Raw genomic sequence first — 21,709 nt, forward strand, 5'->3', positions numbered from 1 at the left:
CACTCCTGTGCGGCTCGGATCGTCGAGCCGCGGTGACGGTCAGCGCCCGAGGATCTGCAGAAGAACGCCGGTCAGTTCCTTTTCCATGTCCGCCGTCTCGGCCTCGGCCCGCCAGGCCACGAAGCCGTCCGGCCGCACCAGCACCGCGCCTTCCTGTGCGACGCCATACACCGAGGACCAGTCCGCAGCGCCGCCGGTGTCCAGGTCGTACTCCACTCCGTCGCCGATGGAGTAGACGTCGAGCGGTACGTTGAGCCGCGCACCCACACCGCGGGCCGCGGTGCGCCAGCCGGGCCTCCCGCAGAGCAGGACGAAGGAGCGCTCGTACAGGTCAACGGTGGAGACCTTCGCCCCGTCGCGTGTGACCCAGAGATGCGGTGCACGGCTTCCGGGCTCGCCGTTCAGGCACAGGACGTCGGGGATGACGGGGTCCTCCGCGTTCGCGCCGACCATCGCCCGCGAGGCGTATCGGTAGCCCAGCGCCACGGTCATCAGATCAGCGGTGTCGTTCGACGCCGTCCTGGCGGAGTAGCCGGGGTGCTGTTCACGAGCGGCCTGAAGGGTCGCTCGCGCGCTGGTGGTCTGAGCCACCGGCCGGCGCTCTGCCTCATAGCTGTCCAGCAGCGTCGAGCCCGCCCAGCCGCGGAGGACCGCGGCGATCTTCCAGGCGAGATTGTGCGCGTCCTGGATACCGGTGTTGGATCCGAACGCCCCGGTCGGCGGCATCTCGTGGGCGGAGTCACCGATGAGGAAGACACGTCCGTCCCGATAGCTGTTCGCCACGCGGTCCGCCGCATGCCACGGCGCCCTCCCGGTGATCTCCACATCCAGATCGCGCACCCCTGCCGCCGCCCGGATGTGGTCGGTGATCCGGGCATCGGTGAAGTGCTCCAGTGTCTGCCCGCGCTCCGGGAACCAGGGCACATGGAAAACCCACTGCTCCTCGTTGTCCACGGGCAGCAGCACGCCTTCGCCGGTGGGGTCGGTGACGTAGCAGACGACGAACTTCTGCTCCCCCGCGACCTCGCGCAGCAGCTTGCTGCGGAAGGTGACGCTGACGTTGTGGAACAGATCTCCCGATCCCGAGTGCTCGATCCCGAGCCGCTGGCGGACGGGACTGCGGGGACCGTCGGCGGCGAGCAGGTAGTCCGTCCTCACCGTGTACGTCTCACCGGTGTCCCTGGTTTGCAGAACGGCCCGCACCCCGTCGTCGTCCTGGCTGAAGGACAGCAGTTCCGTGCCGAAGCGCACGTCTCCGCCCAGGTCGCGGGCGCCTTGCAGCAGGACCGGCTCCAGATCGTTCTGGCTGCACGCGCAGCGGATCGTCGAGCACAGGTCCGCCTCCGGCGGCCTGCCCGTGATCCGCGCCGAGAGCCAGCGCCGGTTCTCACCGCGCAGGGTGTCGACCTGAAGGATTCCATGGTTCTTCGACAGCGTGGTCGCGGCCTTCCGGATGTGCGGCTCAAGGCCGGCGGTCCGGAACAGTTCCATCGTCCGCATGTTGTTGCCGCGGCCGCGCGGATGTGCCGACGTGGCGGCATGGCGCTCGACGACACAGTGCTCGATGCCAAGGCGCCCGAGGAACACGGATGCGGACAGGCCCACGAGTGAGCCCCCCACGACCATGACGGGCACATACTCGTTGCCGCGATCGTTCATCGCGTTTCTCCTCTGGGATCAGCATCTCCGCAGCGCGGTGCCCGATGGGTTCCATGACTCGCTCTCAGTTCTTTTGCCATGCGCGGCGAGCCGATAAGCAGCGATCACCCGATCAGCGGAGAATCCGCCTCGCCGCAGCCTGTGGACACGGACCCCAACGACCGCGCGAGAGGCCGGTGGGTGCGATCGGGCGAATTGCGTTTACGTACGGGATCCTTCAGGGGACCGGTGGATCGTAAGTCGTACATCTGCTGTCCCGTGGCCGGGGCGGAAGCTGCTGTGAGAAAGGCCGGGATGATGACTCAGCTCGACGAACGGGACACGACGGACTCGACAGCGGACGCGATCGCGGCGGCCTCGCGCGGTTCAGCGGCGTATCGCGCCAACCCCTATCCGGTGTACGCGTGCCTGCGCGAGTCGGCCCCGGTGTGCCGCCTGTCTCCCCCGCACGGGGTGGAGACCTACCTGATCACCCGGTACGACGACGCCAAGGCCGCCCTGACGGATCCGCGCATCAGCAAGGACATGTACGCGGCCATGGACGCGTACCACACCATTTTCGGCGACTCGTCCATCGCGCTCGACGACAACATGCTCTTCTCGGATCCGCCCAAGCACACCCGGCTGCGCCGCATCGTCAACCGCGCTTTCAGTCCGCGCCGAATCGAGTCCTTGGGTCCTCGTATTCAGCAGATCACCGACGAATTGCTGGACCGCTGTGACACCGACGCACCCATCGACCTGCTGTCGTCCTTCGCCTTCCCGCTCCCCCTCATCGTGATCTGCGAGCTCATCGGAATTCCCGAGGAAGAGCGCGCGGAAGCCCAGAAATGGTGCACCACCGTCGCACGCACCGGATTCAGCAAGAAGGACAAGGAAAAACTGGCACAGGCCGAGGGAGCTCTGCGGGACTACTTCGCCGATCTCATCCTGCGCAAGCGCGAGAACGCGTCCGACGACCTTCTCAGCGACCTGATCCGGACGCAGGACGAGCAAGGCGCCATGACTGACGGCGAGCTTCTGTCGACCCTGTGGGTGCTGCTCTTCGCCGGCCACAAGACGACCGCGTACCTCATCGGCAACGCCGTCTTCGACCTGTTGACCCACCGCGATCAGCTGCAGGAGGTCCTGGAGGATCCGGAACTCCTGCCGAACGCCATCGAGGAGGTCATCCGCTTCGAGGGATCGGTCGAGAACGCGACGTTCCGGCACGCGCTGGAGGACATCGACATCAGGGGAACGCTCATTCCCAAGGGGTCCCTCGTGCAGATCGCGGTCGCCTCCGCGAACCGGGATCCGGAGAGGTTCGCCTGCCCTGACACCTTCGACGTGAAGCGGGAGGGTCTGCAGAGCGCGCACCTCGGCTTCGGCAGCGGGGCGCACTACTGCCTCGGTGCGCCGTTGGCCAGAATGGAGATGCGAACGGCGTTGACCACGCTCTTCGAGAGGTTCCCGAAGATCGAACTCGATTTTCCGGCGTCCGAGGCCGAATGGCTCAAAGTCCCGTTCCCCGCCTTCCGGGGACTGGAGAGGCTCCCTGTCGCACTGGCTCCGTGACAGGTCCTCAGGTCCTCCACAGCCGGGCTCGAGCAGTTCGGTGAGGTGACCAGGGTTCGGGGGATTCCGGCTCCATGAGGTGAACACACTTCGGGCGGGCCATACGACCACACAGCGACGGGCCTTCGGCGCGCACCATGCCGAAGGCCCGTCGCTTCACCATGTGCGGAGAGCCGCCGGCGTCGCGTTCAGGTCGGTCACGCGCGTCCGGTGGTGGGGCTGCCGGACAAGCAGCGCGAAGGTCGGACACCGCGTGCTGCCCTCGCGGAGGCGGTCGTCGGTGTGCCGCTCGCGACGGAGGGGACCGGCGCAGCGCCGCAGGCGTGCCGTCCAGCCGCAGACGCCGATCCGCCGAGCCGTCCGGCATCCACGCTCACCTCACCCGGTACGCACTCTGGTCACGGGCGTTCCCTGTGCGCTATACCTTCTCCGCGTGATTGGTTGTGCTTGATTCAGCGGCGTATCAAGCAAGTTCAAGCAAGCGCCCCACGCCGATCGACGTGTGCGAAGGGATCGACATGAGCGCTCCATCCCGCAGACGCAAGGCTTTCCGTTCCAGAGGGGCGGTCCTGGCCGCCACGGCTCTGTTCGCCGTCCTGGCGGCCGAGATCGGACCGGCCGCACCGGCCGGAGCGGCGACGGCCACCGCGTCCGGGACCCCGACCGTCATCGGGGCGGTCACCGGGTTCTCCCGGTCCGGCGCCTCCTACACCTTCACGGCGGGCACGGCGAAGGCCCGGGTCGGCTTCGTCTCGGCCGACACCTTCCGCATCGAGGTGGCCCCGGACGGCACGTTCACCGACCCCGTCGGCGGCGACATCGTGCTGCCGCAGGGCGATCCACCGGCCACCCGCTGGACCGACCGCGGTGACCGCTACGAACTGTCCACGAACAAGGTGACCCTGCGGGTGTACAAGTCGCCACTGCGGTTCGCCCTGTACCGCGCCGACGGCACCCGCCTGTGGGAGGAGACCCGCGGCATCACCTGGGACGGCACCGCCACCACCCAGACGCTCACACGCGGCGCCGACGAACAGTTCTACGGCACGGGCGAGCAGAACGGCAGCGGCAACACCTCGCACCGCGGCAAGACGCTCAAGGTGGGCGTCGACTACAACTGGAACGAGGGCGGACACCCCAACTCGGTGCCGTTCTACCTCTCCTCGGCGGGCTACGGCGTCTACCGCAACACCTACGCGCCCGGCACCTACGCGTTCACCGACCCGGTCACCACCACCGAGCAGGAGAACCGGTTCGACGCCTACTACTTCGCCGGCGGTTCCACCAAGGACGTCATCGGCCAGTACACCAAGCTCACCGGGCGCCCCATGCTTCCCCCGGTCTACGGCCTGGAGGTCGGCGACTCCGACTGCTATCTGCACAACGCCAACCGCGGCGAGCGGCACACCCTGGACGCCCTCAAGGTCGCCGACGGCTACGTCAAGAACGACATGCCGCTGGGCTGGATGCTCGTCAACGACGGCTACGGCTGCGGCTACGAGGACCTCGCCGAGACCGCCAAGGGCCTCAACGACCGCACGATGCAGATGGGTCTGTGGACCCAGGACGGTCTGGACAAACTGGCCGACCAGGTCAAGGCGGGCCAGCGGGTGGCCAAGCTGGACGTCGCCTGGGTGGGCTCCGGCTACAAGTTCGCCCTGGACGGGTGCAAGGACGCCTACCGCGGCATCGAGGACAACAGCGACGCGCGCGGCTTCACCTGGGCCCCGGAGAGCTGGGCCGGCGCCCAGCGCTGCGGCGTGCAGTGGAGCGGTGACCAGTCCGGCAGTTGGGACTACATCCGCTGGCAGATACCCACGTACGCCGGCGCCACCATGTCGGGTCTCGCGTACACCAGCGGCGACGTCGACGGCATCTTCGGTGGCAGCGCCAAGACCTACACCCGCGACCTGCAGTGGAAGTCGTTCCTGCCGGCCGTGATGACGATGGACGGCTGGGCCGCCAAGGACAAGCAGCCCTACCAGTACGGGGAGCCGTACACCAGCATCAACCGCAAGTACCTCAAGCTGAAGGAATCCCTGCTGCCGTACATGTACACCTACGCGGCGCAGGCCAACCGCACCGGTGTGGGGGCCGTACGGCCGCTCACGCTGGAGTACCCCGACGACCCGAAGGCGGCGAGTGACGCCGCCAAGTACGAGTTCCTCACCGGCGAGGACTTCCTGGTCGCGCCCGTCTACAGCGACACCACCGTCCGCGACGGCATCTACCTGCCCAAGGGCGACTGGATCGACTACTGGTCCGGGCGCACCTATCACGGTCCGACCACCGTCGACGGCTACCAGGCTCCCCTGGACACCCTGCCGCTGTTCGTCAAGGCGGGAGCGTCGATCCCGATGTGGCCCGGCATCAACTCCTACCAGGACCGCACCGCGGACTCCTCGCTCGCCTGGGACGTCTACCCGCAGGGCCGCACCTCCTTCACGCTGTACGAGGACGACGGTGTCACCCGGCAGCACCGGCAGGGCAAGTACGCCGAGCAGCGGGTGACGGTGACCGCCCCGGACAGCGGAGCGGGAGCGGTGCGCATCGCGGTCGGCGCCGACGCCGGTGACTTCGCCGGCAAGCAGAAGAGCCGCCCGTACCGGTTCACGGTGCACACCGGCTCCGCCCCGCACCACGTGGGCCTGGACGGCGGTTCGCTGCCCCAGTTCACCTCCAAGGCCGCCTTCGACGCCGCCGACCGGGGCTGGTGGTACGACGCCTCCGACCGGGGCGGTGTCGTCCAGATCAAGACCCGCAGCATCAGCACCGACCGGGCCTTCCAGGTCGACGTGGACGGCGCGAGCGCGGTGGGCGGCAAGGTCCCGGGGGCGACGGGCACGGTCTCGGTCGCGCCGCCCGCCGAGACCGGCGCCGGCGTGTCCGAGAAGGTCACGGTCGGGTTCACCGCGGGCAGCACGGGCGCCGGGGCCACCGAGTTGTCCGTGAGCGCACCCGACGGCTGGACCGTCTCGCCGACGCGGTCCGTCGGCCGTCTGGAGCCGGGGAAACGGGCGAGCGCGGAGTTCACCGTGACCGCGCCGGCCGACGCCGGTGTGGGCGAGGCCGTGCTCAGCGGCACCGCCCGCTACCGGGCGGCGGGGCAGGACACGGTCACCACGCAACGGACGGCGGTGCGCACCATGCCGGCCCCGCCCAAGGGTGACGCGTGGGCCAGTGATCTGCCCTGGCTGAACGCCACCAACGGCTGGGGACCGCCCGAACGCGACCGCAGCAACGGAGAGTCGGCGGCCGGCGACGGCCATACGCTCACCCTGAACGGCACCACCTACGCCAAGGGCATCGGCGCGCACGCCGACTCCGACATCGAGTTCTGGCTCGGCGGCCAGTGCTCCTCGTTCACCGCCACCGTCGGCATCGACGACGAGATCAACGGCTACGGCGGCGTGTCCTTCTCCGTCGTCGCCGACGGAAAGACGCTGTGGTCCTCCCCCACCGTCAGCGGCAAGTCCGACCCCGTGCCGGTGAACGTACCGCTGGACGGCGCCCGCCACGTCCATCTCGTCATCACCGACACCGACGGAACGAAGTCCGGCGACCACGGCGACTGGGCGGACGCGAAGTTCCACTGCGCCTGACACCGCCGCGGCGGCACCCCGACCAGTCGTACCCCCGACGCTGCCCGGCCCTCCGGGACGCTGTCGGCTGAGCCGGGACGCTGCGTGACGTGACGTCGGCCGTCAAGACCGAGTTGTGGTCTTGACGGCCGACGTTGTCGTAGAGGGTGGGACGAACTCAGGACGTACGGCGGCGGTCCGGCGACGAAGGCACGCCGCAGCGGGTGGGATTCGGAGGTCTCCGTGCTCCCGCAGGACTGGGGTTCGGCCCTCGGGTACGAGGGCCGCCGCCCTCTGGGGCGCCCGGGTCGCCGGCCTGAACCACTCGACCTTCCCCTGCGGCCACTTCATGGCGGAAGAGGCCCCCGACGTGATCGCGAAGTCGCTGCGCGATCTGCCGGCGCGCTGAGCCCCCGACCGGCCCGAGAGCGCGGTGGCCCAGCGTCAGCGGTGGCTCAGAACATTGACCACGCGGCCGTTGGGGTCGCGGACGAAGAACCGCCGTACGCCCCACTCCTCGTCCTGCAGGGGGTGAACGATCTCCGCGCCGCTGTCCCGCATGATCGCGTAAGCCGCCTCCACGTCGTCGACTTCGACGCTCACATCGGGGGTAACCGGGGCGGTTCTGTCGCCGGTCATGAAGCTGACCTGGGCTGCCGGACTCGACGGCGAGGCAAGCGTCATGATCCAGCCGAGATTCATGACCTCTTCAAAGCCCAGCAGTCCATAGAAGTCCCGGCTCTCCTTCGCGGCCTCTGACTGGATGATGGGCATGACACGGCGAACGGCCATCGACGACTCCCGAAGAGAACAGACACGGATCCAGGACTGTCCAGGGGTACTACGGCCGGTCCGTCACCGCACGCACTCCCGCAACACGCTTCAGTCCCCGGTCTTGATGAGCGGCACATCTCGTTTGACATCCTCCCCTCCCTGAAGGGAGGGGATTCCTGGCTCAGGCTGCCTCCGGGAGCAGCGCCCCCGGAGGTCTTACGCCCTCGACACCAGCCGGGATGAGACCAGCCCGGACCAGCATCACGCGGGCGGAGTTCTTGTCCCTGGGGGACACGACTCCGCACGCGGTGCAGGTGTAGGTACGTTCCGAAAGAGGAAGTGCGTGCTTGGTTCTCGCTCCGCACGACGCGCAATCCATGGTGGTGTGCGCGGGATTCACGAGACGGACGTCCCGCCCGTGCTTGCGGCCCATCTCGATCAGGGCCTGCTTGGTGGTGCCGATCGCGGCGTCCGCGGCCTTGCGGGCCATGGTGGTCTTGGCGAGGAACTTCGGCCGGAAGTCCTCAACAGCGATGGCGTCGTGGTCGCGGACGACATGCTTGGCCCACTTGCGGGCGGTGTCCTGCCGCTGCCGCGCAACCTTCTTGGAGACCTTCGCGGCCTGCCGCTGCGCCTTCCTGTAGCCCTTGGACGCGCCCTGCCCCTTGGCGGGCCGGCGGCGGGCCATCATCCGCTGATACCGGACGAGACGCTGCGCGGCCCGCTTGCCGTGTTCGGCGTGCGGGAGGTCGTGCGCGTCGCTCGTGGTGGTGGCGGTCTCCTTGACGCCCCAGTCGACACCGAGGACCGCGCCCGTGGCGGGGAGCGACTGCACCTCGGCGGCGACGACGAACGACGCGTACCAGTGCCCGAGGCTGTCCCGGTACACCCGCACCGACGACACAGCCGCAGGCAGCCCACGCGACCACACCACCGACACGGCGATGCCGCCCGCAAGGTGCAGGCGGCCGTCCTTCAGCCGGAACCCTCGGGTGGTGTAGTTCAGCGTCGGCTCGGCATCGCGCTTGCGCTTATGCCGAGGCATGCCCGCGCGCTGCTTTACCGGCAGGCGACGTTCGATGTCCTTCAACGCCTTGGAGCGGGACTTGGCGAAATCCCGGATCGTCTGCTGCTGCGGGACACTCGCGCCGTCCCGCAGCCACGGCAGCTTGCTGCGAGCTTCGGTCAGCATCTTGTCGAGCTTCGCCGGACCGCACGTCAGCTTGCCCTCGGGGTGCACCCGATTGTGCGCGTGCACCTGCCGGGACGTGGCGACGCATTCGTTCCACACCCACCGGCACCGGTCCCACTCGGCGAGCAGCGCGGTGCGAGCGGTCGACGACACGCGAAGCCTGAAGGCGTACCGGGCGTGCCCGGCATCCTTGGCCATCTGCGGCATCGTCATGGCATCATTTTAGCATGGCCGATGAGAAGAGAATCTCCCTCCGACTCCCAACCGACCTGCACGCACGGCTGGTTGAACAGGCCCGTTCAGACCGCCGGTCCCTCAACTCTGAGATCATCCACCTGCTTGAGGTCACCCTCGGCCCGGCTGGTGGAGATGACCAGTCGCCTTGAAGGCGATTCGTCTTTCCTTGTACTGCTCCGCAGGAGTTCGATTCCTCCCCGGCCAGAAGGCCGGGGCTTCCTCGAAGGAGGCTCGGTGAACTCCCGGAACCCGACGCTGTAGTACAGCCCGCGCGCCTGGGGATGCCCCGGCGCCCCCAGACAGGCCACCGTCATGTGATGGGCCCCGGCCTCCCGTGCCAGATGCATCCCGTGCAGCAGCATCGCCCTGACCAGTCCGAGCCGCCGGTAGTCCGGATGCGTTCCGACCGGCTCGAATTCGGCGGCCCTGTTCGCCTCGTCGAGCCACATGATCGTCGACGCGGCCATCGTTCCGTCCGGCGCCTCCACCAGGACGTGCAGGTCGCCGCGATACGGCGGTGTCCGCCGGACGCCCTCGTAGCCCTCGGCTGTATACGGTGACGGAGCCCAGGCGTCGACATGGGCCTGGACCGCGGCCTGTGGCCCGGCCTCGTCGGCGGTGCGGAATCGGAATCCGTCCGGCAGTACCGGCTGTTCCACGTCGTCGAGGTCCCGCTCATTGAGTTGAGTCCAGGAGCCGGTTTCGCCGAGCGAGGCCGGATCGGTCTCATAGCCGTGCGCCGCCCATCGCTTCAGGGCGAACTCATCGGCGGCCTGCGGCATCACCGTACGCTCGATGCCGACCGTCACGCCGTCGTACCAGTCGATCACCTCGTCCACCAGCTCGCGATGGTCGGGATGGACCTGATGTCCCAGATAGGCGCTGGTGACGTCCTTCACCGACCCGTCGCTCCGCCTCACCCGGTGTGGCAGACAGGCCCGACAACGCGCGCAGCTCCGCCGTGGCCAAGCGGCTCGGCATGACACACGAGGGCGTGCGGCGCGAGTACTGGCCCTACGGCGGCACCCGTCACGACAAGGAGCTCTGGGCGATCCTCGCCCCCGAATGGCGTGCGCATCGCCAGTGACCGGCATGAGCGAGGCCGACTCCACCCTGGTGGTCACCATCGCGCTCACCTGCTACAGCGCCCTCATCCCCTGCACCGCGGCGCTGTCGGACGGGTTCGGCCGCAGAAGGATGCTCCTCGCGGCATCCTCCTCGCCGTCCTCTCCCTGGCCGGCGTCGTCGCCTCGCCCACCACCGCGCAGAACCAACTCCAGACCGAGAACTAGAAACCCAGGTCGCTCAGCCCCGGGTGGTCGTCGGGACGACGGCCAAGGGGCCAGTGGTACGTGCGTTCGTCTTCCTTGATCGGGAGGTCGTTGATACATGCCAGGCGGACCCGCATCAGGCCCTGCTCGTCGAATTCCCAGTTCTCGTTCCCGTACGAGCGGAACCAGTTGCCCGAGTCGTCGTGGCACTCGTAGGCGAACCGTACGGCGATGCGGTTCTCCTCGAAGGCCCACAACTCCTTGATGAGCCGGTACTCCTGCTCCCTGGTCCACTTCCTGGTGAGGAAGGCGACGATCTCCTCGCGCCCGTTGACGAATTCAGCACGGTTACGCCAGCGACTGTCGACCGTGTAGGCGAGGGCCACACGCTCGGGGTCCCGGGTGTTCCACGCGTCCTCGGCGAGGCGGACCTTCTCGATCGCACTCTCCCGGGTGAACGGGGGAACAGGGGGCTTCGCGGCCATGAATTCTCCCAGAGCGTCACGGTTTGAAGATCCGGTGCCCGCCTCCGGCTGTGCACCGGCCGCGCAGGCCAAGCAGTCGGAGGCAAGCAGGCGTTCGGCGATTCATTCCATACCGATCACCCGCGTGATCGCAACAGCGGCTCGGAGGCGGCCGGGCTGCGCAGTCAGGTCATTCGGCGGCCGTTTTTGTCCTCTCAGCCGACGAGTCGCCCGTCCGGAAACAGGGGGTGGAGGGCCAAGCCCCACGAGACTGCGGCGTAACGCCCTCACCGCCATGCCGCCCACTCCTTCACCGCGAAACGGCCGCCGACGCGTCGCACTTCGGCTGCGCCCGGCCCGGGGAAATGCGCGGGGAACAGCAGGGCGCCCCGGTCCGCGGTCTCCCCCAGCACCCGGCGTCGGCTGTTCCGAGCGCGGGCTTCGTCCTCGTCGAAGCTGGGGCAGTCGTCCGGCTCCGCGATCTGCAAGGGGCTGTGCAACAGGTCCCCGGAGAACACCGCTCGTTCAGCGCCCGACCGCAGCCATACGACGGAGGAGCCGGGCGTATGACCGGGGGCGGGCTCGATACGGAGCTGGGTGTCGATGTCGTAGTGGTCGCCCTCCCACAGCACGGTCTGTCCGGCCTGGTGCACGGGGGCGACGCTGTCCTCGAAGACGTTGGCCATCCGGGCGCCGGAGCGGGTCCGGTGTCCGTTGGCCGGGTTCCAGTAGTCGAAGTCGGCGCGCGCGATGACGTACTGGGCGTTGGGGAAGGTCGGCCGCCACTCTCCGTCGTCGGTCAGGCAGGTGTTCCAGCCGACGTGGTCGCTGTGGACATGGGTGCAGATCACCGTGTCCACGTCCTGCGCGCGGACGCCCGCCGCGGCCAGCTCTCCGAGGTAGTTCGTGTGCAGATGGTGGAAGGACGGCATGGCCGGGCGCTCCCGGTCGTTGCCGACACCGGTGTCGATCAGGATCGTCCGGCCCTCGCTGCGGATCAGCCAGGTCTGGATCATCATGTGGACCTCGTCCGCGGCCGGGTCCAGGAAGGTGGGGGCGAGCCACTTCTCGTGCGCCCGCCAGTGCTCCACGGGCACGTCGGGGAAGACGTAGTCGCGGGCGCGGCCTTTGGCGGGCAGCTCTACGACACGGGTGATCTCCACGTGTCCGAGCGTGATGGTGTCCATGCCCCCAGCCTGCGTGCCGCACGACGCGGGCGCCATCGGTCACGTGACCGCGCCTCGGAGGCCCCTGGTCAACGCCTCGGTCACTCAGTCGGGCTCACGAGTACTCACAGGATGTCCGGCTGCGGACGGTGATCCGTGGCGTACCTTCCACGACGGTTCGGGAGGTGGAAGACGGTGTACGGGCGGCGGAGCCGGGCGTCGCCGGACGGCACATGAGAGAGGGGCCCGCGATACGTCCAGGCAGACGCGGACGCTCAGGGCGTGGTCGACTGGAGCATGGCGCTCAAGGGCCGGCGATGGCTGCGTGGGCGATCTACAGGACAGCCTCAGGGGAACGTCCCGAGCAGATCGGGTGCCCCGGTCCGGAAGGCAGGAGGCGATTGCCGTGCACGTCCAACCCATTCTTGTCACTGGCGTTGGTGGCGGCGTCGGCGGAGTCGGGCGAACGGTCCTCGACCGGTTGCATGCGAAGGACGTGCCGGTCCGGGCTCTCGTGCACCACGACGACGAACGGACCTCGGACCTGCGGGCCATGGCCGGCGTGGACGTGGTGGTCGGCGACCTCACCCGTGGCGCCGACGTGGTGGAGGCGCTGGCGGGCTGCCGCCGGGCTTATTTCGGGATGAGCGTGTCGCCCTCCTACCTGGAGGCCGCGACGACGGTCGCCGCGGCCGCTCGGGAGGACGACAGCCTGGATCTGCTGGTGAGCATCTCGCAGATGACGGTCTCGCAGATGGACCTCACCAGCGATACCGAGTCCCACCAGCAGCGGCTGCACTGGCTGGGCGAGCACGTCCTCAACTGGTCGGGGGTACCGGTCGTCCACGTCCGGCCCACGGTGTTCATGGAGAATCCGCTCTTCGCCCGGGTCGCCGTCGCCTCGATCCTGCGGGACGGCACGATTCGCCTCCCGTTCGGGTCCGCCCGGACCTCCCCGGTCGCCGCAGCCGATGTGGCGGAGGTCATCGCACGCCTCTTGCTCGACCCGGCTCCGTCGTCCGGCCGGGTCCATGAGCTGACCGGGGCGTGCTCCCGTGACATGGCCGCGATCGCGGCCGAGTTCTCCACTGCGCTGGGCCGTACCGTGACCTATGTCGACGTGCCGTACGAGGAGTGGCTGGAACACGACCTCAAGAAGCTGGACCTGCCACCCCACGTCTTCGAGCACATCGCCACGATGGCGCGGCTGCACGCCGAGGGCCGGTACGACCGGGCCACGAACGACGTCGCCGAGCTCCTCGGACGCCCCCCGCTGGGGTTCGACGCCCTCATCAGGAACATCCCCGCGCTGCAGTCGTAGCCGGATTCTTCCTGGAAGGCCCGGTCAGGCCAAGGGTGTTGCGGTCCCCGCCGCACGCGGTTCCGCGTTCTAGGAGGCCGTCGGCGATGTGCGGGCGGAGTCGGCGGCCGTGGCGGCTTGGAGGACGAGGTCGGTGACCGCGTCGGGATGGGAGATCATGGCCACGTGGGAGGAGTCGATCTCCACCGTGTGAGAACCGGCGCGCCTCGCCTCGAAGCGTTCCTGGTCCGGGTTGATGCTCCTGTCCTGCTTCGCGACGAGGGCCCAGGACGGAATGGACCGCCAGGCCGCCGCCGTGGCCTTCTCGGAGAACGCGGTTGTCGCGACGGGCCGTTGGGTGGCTGCCATCAACTTCGTCGTGCTCTCCGGCAGGTCGGCGGCGAAGACCTCGTGGAGCTTGTCCGGCCGGATGTACAGGTCGGTTCCGCTGACGCCGTTGGCGCGGAATGGGACTGATGTGGTGGCGGAGGCGAGTGGAGAGGGGAACCGGGCGGACAGCGTATCGCCGCTCTCGCCCTTGTCGGGCATCTGCGCCGACACGTACACCAGGGACTTGACCCGTGGGTTGCCGGCTGCCGCCGAGCTGATGACGGCGCCGCCGTACGAGTGGCCCACCAGCACGATGGGGCCCTTGATGCCGTCCAGCACCGAGGCGATGTAAGTGGAGTCGTTGGACAGACTCCGCAGCGGGTTGGCGGGCGCCACGACCGTGTAGCCGCGGCGTTCGAGTCGCGCGATGACACCGTTCCAACTGGAGGCGTCCGCGAACGCCCCGTGTACCAGGACCACGGTGGGCTTGCTGCCGCTCGCGTCGGCGTCGGCGGCGGCCGGGGCTGTCGCCGACGTACACAGAGCCACCGCGCACCCAGTGACCACGAAGGGGGTCCGACTTGTGCGACGTATGAGGCCGAGCACCACAGATGCCGTCATGCAGGCGTTCCTTTCCGTGAGGCCCCCACCGCCCGAGCATTACTCCATCCGCGGCGAGAGGCCCGACGGCAAGGGCCGACAGGGTGAGGCGAGCGGAGCATTCGAGTGAGAGAACGCGCCGCGGGTTTGCGAGAAGTCTCCGGGCTTCGGTAGCGCACCTACAGCGGCAGTCCACAGCAACGGCTCTCCGCGCAGGATCCGGAAGCAGCGCCAGTTCCGACTGACATCCAGAAGTGACGTCACACCAGTGCCGGACGCGGCACCACGCACGGTCCGGCATGCCCGACCCGACCGCGCGATGGCGCCACTGAGCCGCGCTCGGATGCGCCATGTCGGCCGGTCAGCCGGCCACTGCCTGCATTCAGCCGTTCAGCCGTTCAGCCGAGGCCCCTCACCGGCGAGCCGACGCCGTGGCCCCGTCTTCCGCCGCCCCACCGGCCACCCGGCCACCCGGCCACCCGGCATGGTTGCGGGCGGCATGCGCAGCGCTCGGCGCCGTAGCAACCTGGAGGCATGGCCGTGATCCGTCCGCGATCACGTGCCCGTGGTTGGCGGCGTGGGTCGGGTCGCTGTGCAGGGTGACGACCCGCGCTGGTGCGCGACGAAAGGTGACCCATGAAGTGCGCAGTGATCGGCGGTACCGGCCTGATCGGGTCGCAGGTCGTGAAGAAGCTCAAGGCGGCGGGACATGAAGCCGTGCCGCTCTCGCTGTCCACGGGCGTGGACGTGATCAGCGGCCAGGGCTTGGAGGAGGCGGTGGCCGGCACCGACGTCGTCATCAACCTCACGAACTCCCCGACCTTCGACGAGGCTTCCCTGACGTTCTTCCAGACCTCCATGGACAACATCCTGGCCGCCAGTCACAAAGGCGGGGTCGGGCACGTCGTCATCCTCTCCATCGTCGGCACCGACCAGGTGCCCGACCTCGTCTACTACCAGGCCAAGACCCTGCAGGAGAACATCCTCAAGGCCGGGCCGATCCCCTACTCGATCGTCCGCGCCACCCAGTTCATGGAGTTCATCGACGCCATCCTCTCCTCGACCACGGAGGGCGACACCGTCCGCCTGCCCAGCACCCCGATCCAGCCGATCGCCGCCCAGGACGTCTCCGACACCGTCGCCGAGGTCGCCGCCGGCTCTCCTTTGAACGGCACCCGCAACATCGCCGGGCCCGACGTCTTCTCCCTCGACGAACTCGGCCGGATCACTCTGAACGCCCACCCCGACGGCCGCACAGTCGTCACCGATGACACCGCGGGCATGTTCGCCGCCGTCCACGGTGACGCCATCACCGCCAAGGGCGACGCCCGTATCGCCCTCACCCACTACAGCGACTGGCTCGCCTGAACCCACCCAGCCCACCCTGCCGGCGTCACGGTGGGTAGGCGCCAGGCACGCTGTATGGTTGCTGTGTTCGTGCTGGATCAGGGATTGAGAACCACCGAGGAGGTGAGGTTGATGACCGCGCTCCAGGCCAGCGTGCGCAGCGCTCGGGTCTCCCTCACGTCCCGGGCCGTGGCCTGACCTTCCTGTCCGCCCTGGTTGAGAGCGTGAGCTCCCGGGGCATCCACACGAACATCTCCTGAAACGGATCTTCCATCGTCATGGGCAACACCTGGATCACACGCGGCGAAACCAGCGCCGACATCGCCGCCGTCCGCGACATCAACCTCGCCGCCTTCCCCACGCCTGCGGAGGCCGGCCTCGTCGACGCTCTGCGTGCCGACCCGACCGCCTGGATCGAGGGCCTCTCCCTCGTCGCAGCGGACGAGGCCGGCCGCCCGGTGGGCCACGCCCTGCTGACCCGCTGCCACATCGACACCACACCGGCCCTGTGCCTGGCCCCCTGCGCCGTCCGCCCAGAGCACCAGCGGACCGGTGCGGGCACCGCGGCCATCAGCGCGGCCCTGACCGCAGCGAGGTCACTGGGTGAACACCATGTGGTCGTCCTCGGGCACCCGGCCTACTACCCCCGGTTCGGGTTCACCCGTGCCTCTGACCATGGCATCGGCCTGACCATCGACGTTCCGGACGACGCCTTGATGGCACTCAGCCTCGACGCCGACCATCCACTCCCCAGCGGAACCGTCCACTACAGGGCTCCTTACAGTGCGCCTGACCTGCGGTTTCCCTCCGACCTGCACGAATAGCCACCGGTTCGGTCCGTGTCGCCTCGTCCTGGCCCGCCTCAGGCCGTTTCAGCCCGCCGTCGTGTTCCCGCGGGAACACCGCGCGGGAACCGTGAACGCGTAGTGCCCTGACCAGCTCGTACCCGCCCCGGGCGCCGCGAGCCCGCGTCGGCCGCCATGTTGACCGAAAGCTGTCGCGCACTTGGCCCTGTTCACGAGTTCGGGCTCTGGCTCAAGACGATCCCGGCGGGGGCGCTTCGTTCGTGCGGTGGATTCGCGCTCTTGTCGCGGTTCGTTGTTACTGCTCGTCGCCGGCCGGTCTGGCTCGGTCGTCGATGGTGATCTTTACGGGTTCGGCCTCAATCCTGTGATCCGGGTTGTCGATGATCTCTTGCACGGCGCCGGCGAGGCGGCCGTAGAGGTGTCCGGCGATGGCCCGCGTGACGGGGCTGAGGTCGGTACGGCCGACCTGATCGAGGCGGATGAGGGCGGCGACGATGCTCGGCCCGGAGATACGGACGTTCACGATATCTGCGGCGTCCTTCACGTCCCCGGGGATATGAAAGTGCGGGTCACTGCTGGCGTGCTTGACGAGGAACGCCCATGTATCCCGATGTGCTTGAAGGTTGGCGGCGGAGATGCCAGCTGCTGCCCGTAGCACGATCAGGTCTGGCGGCTCTTCGATTGCCGCGGGCGACTGACTTGGGGCGGGTTGTCGGCGTTCGGCCTCTGCTGGCGCCAGCGGGGTGTTCTCGACTGACGCCGACGCGGGATCGGGCGCTGGCGCTTCGACCGGCCGGGTGACGGTGCGAAGTTGCCCTTCGAGTTGGCTGATGGCGCCGCGGACGGCGACTAATTCGTTACCGATGTGGGCGAGTGGTCCGGTGGCTGTTTCGTTGGTGCGGGCCAGAGCGTCGCGGGCGACGGCGCGGACCTCGGCGAGGCCGGTGTTGATGGCGGCGGTTGTGTCCTGCCGGATCTGGTCGATGGTGTGTTGCTGGTCGGCGACCTGTTGCCTGACTGCGGCGAGTTCGGTCGTAATCTTGCTGAGCTGATCGGTGATCTGGCGGAGTGAATCTCTGTCTCCACTGCCGAAAACCACGTTCCCCCCTCATGGTCACCAGTGACCATGAACAGAGTGGAGTCGGGTCAACTTATCGACAAGGATGCGATTGAGCCACAACTGACACCTCTCCGTGTGGGCGCACGTTCGCCTCGGGTCGAACGCCGGGTGACGGCCCTGCCACGACTGTCACGGCCTGATGACCGCCGGCCGGACCTGCCGCCGGGGAGGCGTCGGCCGGGGCATGCTCGCTGCTCCGAACCAGCAGAAGGGGGAGCTCATGCTGACCAGATTCCGGGGCGCCGTGACCGCGGCCGTCATGGCGGGTGCGCTCGCGATGCCGGTCGCGGTGGCAACCGATGCCGCAGCTGCGTCGTGTGCCCGGCATTCGACAGGTGTCTGCAAGGCCAATGCGGTGCATCCGCGTGGGGCGACGGCGAAATGCAATGACGGCACGTACTCATACAGCAAGACGTTCCGGGGGACCTGCTCCCGCCACAAGGGCGTGAAGTACTGGTACCGATACCCCGGCAGGCGAAGCGGCCCCGCCCGGAGAAGATCTGGGCGGGGGTTTCGTCATTGTGCGAGTACCCCGTCGAGACGCTTGTTGGCGGCCTTGAGGTATTTGAGACCGATTTCCACCTCGGACGCCATGAGGTCGAAACATGCCTGGTCGCCGCTGACGGCGCCCAGCGTGCAGGCGGTGGCCGAGTTGGCCGGATACTCGAAGGCGAGGCTCCAGCGTTTATTGGTGGCCATGTCGGGGAGCCGTGGGCGAGGCCAGGGCAGAGGTGGGACCATCCCCGCGGGCGCGGGGAGCACCGGCCCTGACCGAGACGACCGACCCGGACGCGGGGACCATCCCCGCGGGCGCGGGGAGCACGCCAGCTTGGCGGCGCGGCGGGTGGCGACGGCGGGACCATCCCCGCGGGCGCGGGGAGCACTTAGACGTCGTCTCAATTGGTGTTTGCGGCGCGGATAGTCGCTGGCAGTCGGGCCGCGGGGGGCTGTTGAATGCTTCGGTGAGCAACTACTGGACACCCGCTCATCACGCTGTCGAGCACGAGGATGCGGAGACCCTGGCCCGGTTGCTGGCCGGCGGTTCCGATCCCGATGAGGTCTTCAGCAACATGACGTTGCTGACGCACGCGATCGACGTCGAGGGCGACGGCTCACTGCAAAGCGGCGAACCACTGACCATGCATACCACTGCTGTGCTGCTGGCTTTTGGAGCTGATCCGGAGCTCGCGGATCCAGACGGTCGCACCCCGATAGAGATGGCCAATCATTACGGCCACGACCTGGCGGTGAGGCTGCTGGAGGCTCACATCAACGGGCGAGCCGCCGGAAACAGATGAGGGTGCAGGCGATGCTCGTGAAGGCAAGGAAGTGCTCGGCCTTACGCTCGTAGCGGCGGTGGAGACGGCGGCAGCCGGCGAGCCAGGACATGGTGCGTTCGATGGTCCAACGGTACCGGCCGAGCCGGGTTGAGGACTCGATGCCTTTGCGGGCGATGCGGTGCCGGATGCCGCGCTTGCGGAGCCATCGGCGCAGGTGGTCGTAGTCGTACCCCTTGTCCGCGTGGAGCTTGGCGGGTCGCCGCCTGCGGGGGCCACGGCGGGAACGAATGGGTGGAATCCCGCGTACGAGCGGCTCGAGCGCCTGACTGTCGTGGAGGTTCGCGCCGGAGATACCGACGGACAGGGGTAACCCGGTCCGCTCAGTGATCAAGTGGATCTTCGATCCTTTCTTGCCCCGATCGACAGGATTCGGACCTGTCAGATCCCCCCTTTCAGAGCCCGCATGTTCACCGAGTCGATCGCGCAACGCGACCAGTCCAGGTCGCCGCGCGAGCCCAGCTTGTCGAGGACCAGCCGGTGCAGCTTGGCCCACACCCGAGCCGCGGACCACTCGGTGAAACGCCGGTGCGCGGTCGGCCCCGACGGGCCGAAGACCGGCGGCAACTGCCGCCAGGTACAGCCTGTCGTAGCGACGAAGATGATCGCCGCGAGGACCTCGCGGTCACCGTGCCGCCGCCGACCCCCGCCTTGAGGCCGCGTCGGGGATGGAGGCACCACCCGCTGGAAAAGGTCGTACAACTCGTCCGGCACCAAGCGTTCCACGATCAGCACAGGCTCAGACTACTGATCACTCCAAATGAGACGACGTCTTAGAGGTCGTTTTCACCTGAAATAGATGTTTATGTAGGGATTTCTTCCGCGCCTACGTTTGTTGCGGGCCGGATCGCCGAGGCGACGGATACTGCGGGGACACATGATGTGACGTATGAGGCCGGAGGTGGCTTGCGCCTGTCTCATTCCAGGACGCCGCATTCATCCCGTGCTTCCACAAGGTACAACGCGCGCCTGGGCGCACGTGGCTGCCAGCGGTACGTCCTGAGTCATGGCGGAACGACGTGCGTATCCGAGTGATCTGTCCGATGCCCGCTGGGAGTTGATCGAGCCGGTGCTGGCGGCCTGGCGCTTCGAGCGCCGAGGTCGGGCCCTGGACTTCGGCCGGCCGCCCGAGCACGAGCTGCGCGAGATCATGAACGCGATCTTGTATGTCGACCGCACCGGTGTGCAGTGGCGTTACCTGCCACACGACTTCCCGCCCTGGGAAACCGTCTACGGCTACTTCGCCAAGTGGCAGAAGGAAGGCATCTTCGCCCAGCTCAACGGCCTTTTGCGGGAGCGGGTGCGGCAGAGGGAGGGCCGAAGCGCACAGACATCGGCCTGCGTGATCGACGCGCAAAGCGTCAAAACAGCGACCAGCGTTCCCGCCGCGAGCCAGGGCACGGACGCGGCGAAGAAAATCGTCGGCCGAAAGCGGAGCATCATCACCGACACCCTCGGCCTCCTGCTCGCGGTGCTGGTCACTGCAGCCAGTGTCCATGACTCCGCCGCAGGCCAGACCCTCCTCGACCAGGTGGCCGCCGCCCATCCCACGATCCGCAAGGTCTGGGTCGACGGCGGCTACCGCAAACACTTCGTCGAGCACGCCGCCACCCTCGGCATCGACCTCGAAATCGTCCAACGCACTCCTCGGGCCAAGGGGTTCACGCCGATCCCGAAACGCTGGACGGTCGAGCGAACCTACGGCTGGCTCATGCTCAACCGCCGCCTGGCCCGCGACTACGAAACCCTCCCCGCTCGCTCCGAAGCCATGATCCACCTCGCTATGACAGACCTCATGGCCCGCCGCCTTACTGGCGAGAGCACCATCTCCTGGCGCGACCCGACACCACCGGACCAAGGCCGCATCACGGGATGAAACAACGGGAGAAAACGACCTCTTAGCGCGGGGTCCGGCCCGCTTCGTTGTGGTGGGACCATCCCCGCGGGCGCGGGGAGCACGCGGTCGCGGACCGGCACCGTCAGGGATACCCGGGACCATCCCCGCGGGCGCGGGGAGCACCCGTTGATGAGGCCGGGTAGCCAGTTCAGCGCGGGACCATCCCCGCGGGCGCGGGGAGCACAGGGGGTGGCGGAGGTCGACGACCGTGTGGTTGGGACCATCCCCGCGGGCGCGGGGAGCACGCGAGGCTGATGCAGGACTCCATGTCGCCGTCGGGACCATCCCCGCGGGCGCGGGGAGCACACGTCGTTCGGCCAGTCGATGGCCAACACGATGGGACCATCCCCGCGGGCGCGGGGAGCACCGCAGCCACGAGCAGATCGAAGCCGTCCTGCTGGGACCATCCCCGCGGGCGCGGGGAGCACAGAATGTGAACGGGATTGCAACTCGTATGTTGGGGACCATCCCCGCGGGCGCGGGGAGCACCTTACCGGTACACGAATAAGCAGGATGATGGTGGGACCATCCCCGCGGGCGCGGGGAGCACTGCCGGACGGTCTTCTTCAGCCCCATCTCGACGGGACCATCCCCGCGGGCGCGGGGAGCACCCTTGCCCCGATGTGCGCCCCGATGGCGGCTCGGGACCATCCCCGCGGGCGCGGGGAGCACCTCCGGGCCTGGTGGGCGGAGTACGAGGCCGCGGGACCATCCCCGCGGGCGCGGGGAGCACGTCGCCGCGCTCGCCAAGGCGTCGAAGAAGCAGGGACCATCCCCGCGGGCGCGGGGAGCACGAGTAATGGGGCGCCTGGCCCGGGTTGCTCGCGGGACCATCCCCGCGGGCGCGGGGAGCACGCGGCCTCGTTGTCGGCGGTGATCGCCGGGGAGGGACCATCCCCGCGGGCGCGGGGAGCACTTGAGCGCCGCGGACTGCGGGCCGATGGCCTGGGGACCATCCCCGCGGGCGCGGGGAGCACTAGGGCCTGTTCTGAGTTGAGATCAGGGGAGGGCTGGCAGGCTGCGTAACCAGAGGATGGATCCGCGCAGATGGAGCCCGGCGGCATAGCTCTC

General features: G+C 68.4%; 18 protein-coding genes, 4 pseudogenes and 1 CRISPR repeat array. Of the genes and pseudogenes, 11 read left to right on the forward strand and 11 right to left on the reverse strand.

The window, feature by feature from the left end:
• Window positions 1–39: 39 nt before the first annotated feature.
• Window positions 40–1,659 carry an FAD-dependent oxidoreductase gene (locus tag ACIQMV_RS25445; protein ID WP_402595797.1) on the reverse strand — a complete coding sequence of 540 codons (1,620 nt, stop codon included), beginning with the start codon at window positions 1,657–1,659 and terminating at the stop codon, window positions 40–42.
• A gap of 297 nt (window positions 1,660–1,956) precedes the next feature.
• Here ACIQMV_RS25445 and ACIQMV_RS25450 point away from each other — a divergent pair, with 297 nt between their 5' ends.
• From ACIQMV_RS25450 to ACIQMV_RS25460, 3 genes and pseudogenes are all read left to right on the forward strand, one after another.
• Entirely contained in the window at window positions 1,957–3,216 is a 1,260-nt protein-coding gene (locus ACIQMV_RS25450; protein ID WP_402595836.1) for a cytochrome P450, read from the forward strand.
• Between the two features lie 518 nt (window positions 3,217–3,734).
• A complete protein-coding gene (locus ACIQMV_RS25455; protein ID WP_402595798.1) occupies window positions 3,735–6,818 on the forward strand; it encodes an NPCBM/NEW2 domain-containing protein in 3,084 nt (1,027 codons plus the stop codon).
• Window positions 6,819–7,034: 216 nt separating this feature from the next.
• Window positions 7,035–7,206 (forward strand): annotated as a pseudogene (locus ACIQMV_RS25460) (alpha/beta hydrolase); the annotation flags it as partial.
• A gap of 35 nt (window positions 7,207–7,241) precedes the next feature.
• Here the strand turns inward: ACIQMV_RS25460 and ACIQMV_RS25465 are convergent.
• Both ACIQMV_RS25465 and ACIQMV_RS25470 read right to left on the reverse strand, forming a co-directional pair.
• Window positions 7,242–7,589: a VOC family protein gene (locus ACIQMV_RS25465; RefSeq protein WP_402595800.1), complete on the reverse strand. Its 348-nt coding sequence runs from the start codon at window positions 7,587–7,589 to the stop codon at window positions 7,242–7,244.
• Window positions 7,590–7,752: 163 nt separating this feature from the next.
• A complete protein-coding gene (locus ACIQMV_RS25470; RefSeq protein ID WP_402595802.1) occupies window positions 7,753–8,976 on the reverse strand; it encodes an RNA-guided endonuclease InsQ/TnpB family protein in 1,224 nt (407 codons plus the stop codon).
• Window positions 8,977–8,990: 14 nt separating this feature from the next.
• On the opposite strand from ACIQMV_RS25470, the pseudogene ACIQMV_RS25475 reads away from it, so the two are divergent.
• Window positions 8,991–9,056 (forward strand): annotated as a pseudogene (locus tag ACIQMV_RS25475) (hypothetical protein); the annotation flags it as partial.
• 6 nt (window positions 9,057–9,062) lie between these two features.
• Here the strand turns inward: ACIQMV_RS25475 and ACIQMV_RS25480 are convergent.
• A complete protein-coding gene (locus tag ACIQMV_RS25480; RefSeq protein ID WP_402595804.1) occupies window positions 9,063–9,899 on the reverse strand; it encodes a GNAT family N-acetyltransferase in 837 nt (278 codons plus the stop codon).
• A 44-nt stretch (window positions 9,900–9,943) separates the two neighbouring features.
• Between ACIQMV_RS25480 and ACIQMV_RS25485 the strand changes: the two are divergent.
• Window positions 9,944–10,087: pseudogene (locus ACIQMV_RS25485) on the forward strand (GNAT family N-acetyltransferase); the annotation flags it as partial.
• A gap of 201 nt (window positions 10,088–10,288) precedes the next feature.
• Here the strand turns inward: ACIQMV_RS25485 and ACIQMV_RS25490 are convergent.
• Window positions 10,289–10,756 carry a DUF1348 family protein gene (locus tag ACIQMV_RS25490; protein ID WP_402595805.1) on the reverse strand — a complete coding sequence of 156 codons (468 nt, stop codon included), beginning with the start codon at window positions 10,754–10,756 and terminating at the stop codon, window positions 10,289–10,291.
• Between the two features lie 266 nt (window positions 10,757–11,022).
• Window positions 11,023–11,922 carry an MBL fold metallo-hydrolase gene (locus ACIQMV_RS25495; RefSeq protein WP_402595807.1) on the reverse strand — a complete coding sequence of 300 codons (900 nt, stop codon included), beginning with the start codon at window positions 11,920–11,922 and terminating at the stop codon, window positions 11,023–11,025.
• A gap of 385 nt (window positions 11,923–12,307) precedes the next feature.
• Here ACIQMV_RS25495 and ACIQMV_RS25500 point away from each other — a divergent pair, with 385 nt between their 5' ends.
• On the forward strand, window positions 12,308–13,222 hold the full coding sequence (locus tag ACIQMV_RS25500) for an NAD(P)H-binding protein (RefSeq protein WP_402595808.1): 915 nt from the start codon (window positions 12,308–12,310) through the stop codon (window positions 13,220–13,222).
• A gap of 69 nt (window positions 13,223–13,291) precedes the next feature.
• On the opposite strand, the gene ACIQMV_RS25505 is transcribed toward ACIQMV_RS25500, so the two are convergent.
• Window positions 13,292–14,152, reverse strand: a complete 861-nt coding sequence (locus ACIQMV_RS25505; protein ID WP_402595810.1) for an alpha/beta fold hydrolase — start codon at window positions 14,150–14,152, stop codon at window positions 13,292–13,294.
• Window positions 14,153–14,767: 615 nt separating this feature from the next.
• On the opposite strand from ACIQMV_RS25505, the gene ACIQMV_RS25510 reads away from it, so the two are divergent.
• Window positions 14,768–15,499, forward strand: a complete 732-nt coding sequence (locus tag ACIQMV_RS25510) for an SDR family oxidoreductase (RefSeq protein ID WP_402595812.1) — start codon at window positions 14,768–14,770, stop codon at window positions 15,497–15,499.
• A gap of 77 nt (window positions 15,500–15,576) precedes the next feature.
• On the opposite strand, the gene ACIQMV_RS25515 is transcribed toward ACIQMV_RS25510, so the two are convergent.
• Window positions 15,577–15,723: a hypothetical protein gene (locus tag ACIQMV_RS25515; RefSeq protein WP_402595814.1), complete on the reverse strand. Its 147-nt coding sequence runs from the start codon at window positions 15,721–15,723 to the stop codon at window positions 15,577–15,579.
• 33 nt (window positions 15,724–15,756) lie between these two features.
• On the opposite strand from ACIQMV_RS25515, the gene ACIQMV_RS25520 reads away from it, so the two are divergent.
• Window positions 15,757–16,302 carry a GNAT family N-acetyltransferase gene (locus tag ACIQMV_RS25520; RefSeq protein WP_402595816.1) on the forward strand — a complete coding sequence of 182 codons (546 nt, stop codon included), beginning with the start codon at window positions 15,757–15,759 and terminating at the stop codon, window positions 16,300–16,302.
• A gap of 277 nt (window positions 16,303–16,579) precedes the next feature.
• Here the strand turns inward: ACIQMV_RS25520 and ACIQMV_RS25525 are convergent, their stop codons facing one another.
• Window positions 16,580–17,383: a hypothetical protein gene (locus ACIQMV_RS25525; RefSeq protein WP_402595817.1), complete on the reverse strand. Its 804-nt coding sequence runs from the start codon at window positions 17,381–17,383 to the stop codon at window positions 16,580–16,582.
• A 298-nt stretch (window positions 17,384–17,681) separates the two neighbouring features.
• On the opposite strand from ACIQMV_RS25525, the pseudogene ACIQMV_RS25530 reads away from it, so the two are divergent.
• Window positions 17,682–17,852, forward strand: a pseudogene (locus ACIQMV_RS25530) (DUF3761 domain-containing protein); the annotation flags it as partial.
• Window positions 17,853–17,920: 68 nt separating this feature from the next.
• On the opposite strand, the gene ACIQMV_RS25535 reads toward ACIQMV_RS25530, so the two are convergent.
• Window positions 17,921–18,103 carry a hypothetical protein gene (locus ACIQMV_RS25535; RefSeq protein WP_402595839.1) on the reverse strand — a complete coding sequence of 61 codons (183 nt, stop codon included), beginning with the start codon at window positions 18,101–18,103 and terminating at the stop codon, window positions 17,921–17,923.
• Window positions 18,104–18,366: 263 nt separating this feature from the next.
• Here ACIQMV_RS25535 and ACIQMV_RS25540 point away from each other — a divergent pair, with 263 nt between their 5' ends.
• Window positions 18,367–18,702, forward strand: a complete 336-nt coding sequence (locus ACIQMV_RS25540) for an ankyrin repeat domain-containing protein (protein ID WP_402595818.1) — start codon at window positions 18,367–18,369, stop codon at window positions 18,700–18,702.
• On the opposite strand, the gene ACIQMV_RS25545 is transcribed toward ACIQMV_RS25540, so the two are convergent.
• A protein-coding gene (locus ACIQMV_RS25545; RefSeq protein ID WP_402595838.1) for an IS5 family transposase occupies window positions 18,674–19,467 on the reverse strand; the annotation gives its coding sequence in 2 pieces (ribosomal slippage) (window positions 18,674–19,128 and window positions 19,128–19,467; 795 coding nt in all). The two genes, ACIQMV_RS25540 and ACIQMV_RS25545, sit on opposite strands and share 29 nt — an antisense overlap.
• Window positions 19,468–19,747: 280 nt before the next feature.
• Between ACIQMV_RS25545 and ACIQMV_RS25550 the strand changes: the two genes are divergently transcribed.
• Complete coding sequence (locus ACIQMV_RS25550; protein ID WP_402595819.1) at window positions 19,748–20,617, forward strand: IS5 family transposase; 870 nt, start codon at window positions 19,748–19,750, stop codon at window positions 20,615–20,617.
• Between the two features lie 54 nt (window positions 20,618–20,671).
• Window positions 20,672–21,615: a CRISPR direct-repeat array (repeat unit 29 nt; unit sequence GGGACCATCCCCGCGGGCGCGGGGAGCAC).
• The last annotated feature ends 94 nt before the right edge of the window (window positions 21,616–21,709 follow it).

Origin of the sequence: Streptomyces sp. NPDC091412 (genome assembly GCF_044756885.1) — a bacterium.
Classification (GTDB): Bacteria; Actinomycetota; Actinomycetes; order Streptomycetales; family Streptomycetaceae; genus Streptomyces.

Bases quoted from the DNA above. Each gene is read 5' to 3' on its own strand.
- ACIQMV_RS25445 (WP_402595797.1), bottom strand. From the start codon at position 1,659: ATGAACGATCGCGGCAACGAGTATGTGCCCGTCATGGTCGTGGGGGGC.
- ACIQMV_RS25450 (WP_402595836.1), top strand. From the start codon at position 1,957: ATGACTCAGCTCGACGAACGGGACACGACGGACTCGACAGCGGACGCG.
- ACIQMV_RS25455 (WP_402595798.1), top strand. From the start codon at position 3,735: ATGAGCGCTCCATCCCGCAGACGCAAGGCTTTCCGTTCCAGAGGGGCG.
- ACIQMV_RS25465 (WP_402595800.1), bottom strand. From the start codon at position 7,589: ATGGCCGTTCGCCGTGTCATGCCCATCATCCAGTCAGAGGCCGCGAAG.
- ACIQMV_RS25470 (WP_402595802.1), bottom strand. From the start codon at position 8,976: ATGACGATGCCGCAGATGGCCAAGGATGCCGGGCACGCCCGGTACGCC.
- ACIQMV_RS25490 (WP_402595805.1), bottom strand. From the start codon at position 10,756: ATGGCCGCGAAGCCCCCTGTTCCCCCGTTCACCCGGGAGAGTGCGATC.
- ACIQMV_RS25495 (WP_402595807.1), bottom strand. From the start codon at position 11,922: ATGGACACCATCACGCTCGGACACGTGGAGATCACCCGTGTCGTAGAG.
- ACIQMV_RS25505 (WP_402595810.1), bottom strand. From the start codon at position 14,152: ATGACGGCATCTGTGGTGCTCGGCCTCATACGTCGCACAAGTCGGACC.
- ACIQMV_RS25510 (WP_402595812.1), top strand. From the start codon at position 14,768: ATGAAGTGCGCAGTGATCGGCGGTACCGGCCTGATCGGGTCGCAGGTC.
- ACIQMV_RS25520 (WP_402595816.1), top strand. From the start codon at position 15,757: ATGGGCAACACCTGGATCACACGCGGCGAAACCAGCGCCGACATCGCC.
- ACIQMV_RS25535 (WP_402595839.1), bottom strand. From the start codon at position 18,103: ATGGCCACCAATAAACGCTGGAGCCTCGCCTTCGAGTATCCGGCCAAC.
- ACIQMV_RS25550 (WP_402595819.1), top strand. From the start codon at position 19,748: ATGGCGGAACGACGTGCGTATCCGAGTGATCTGTCCGATGCCCGCTGG.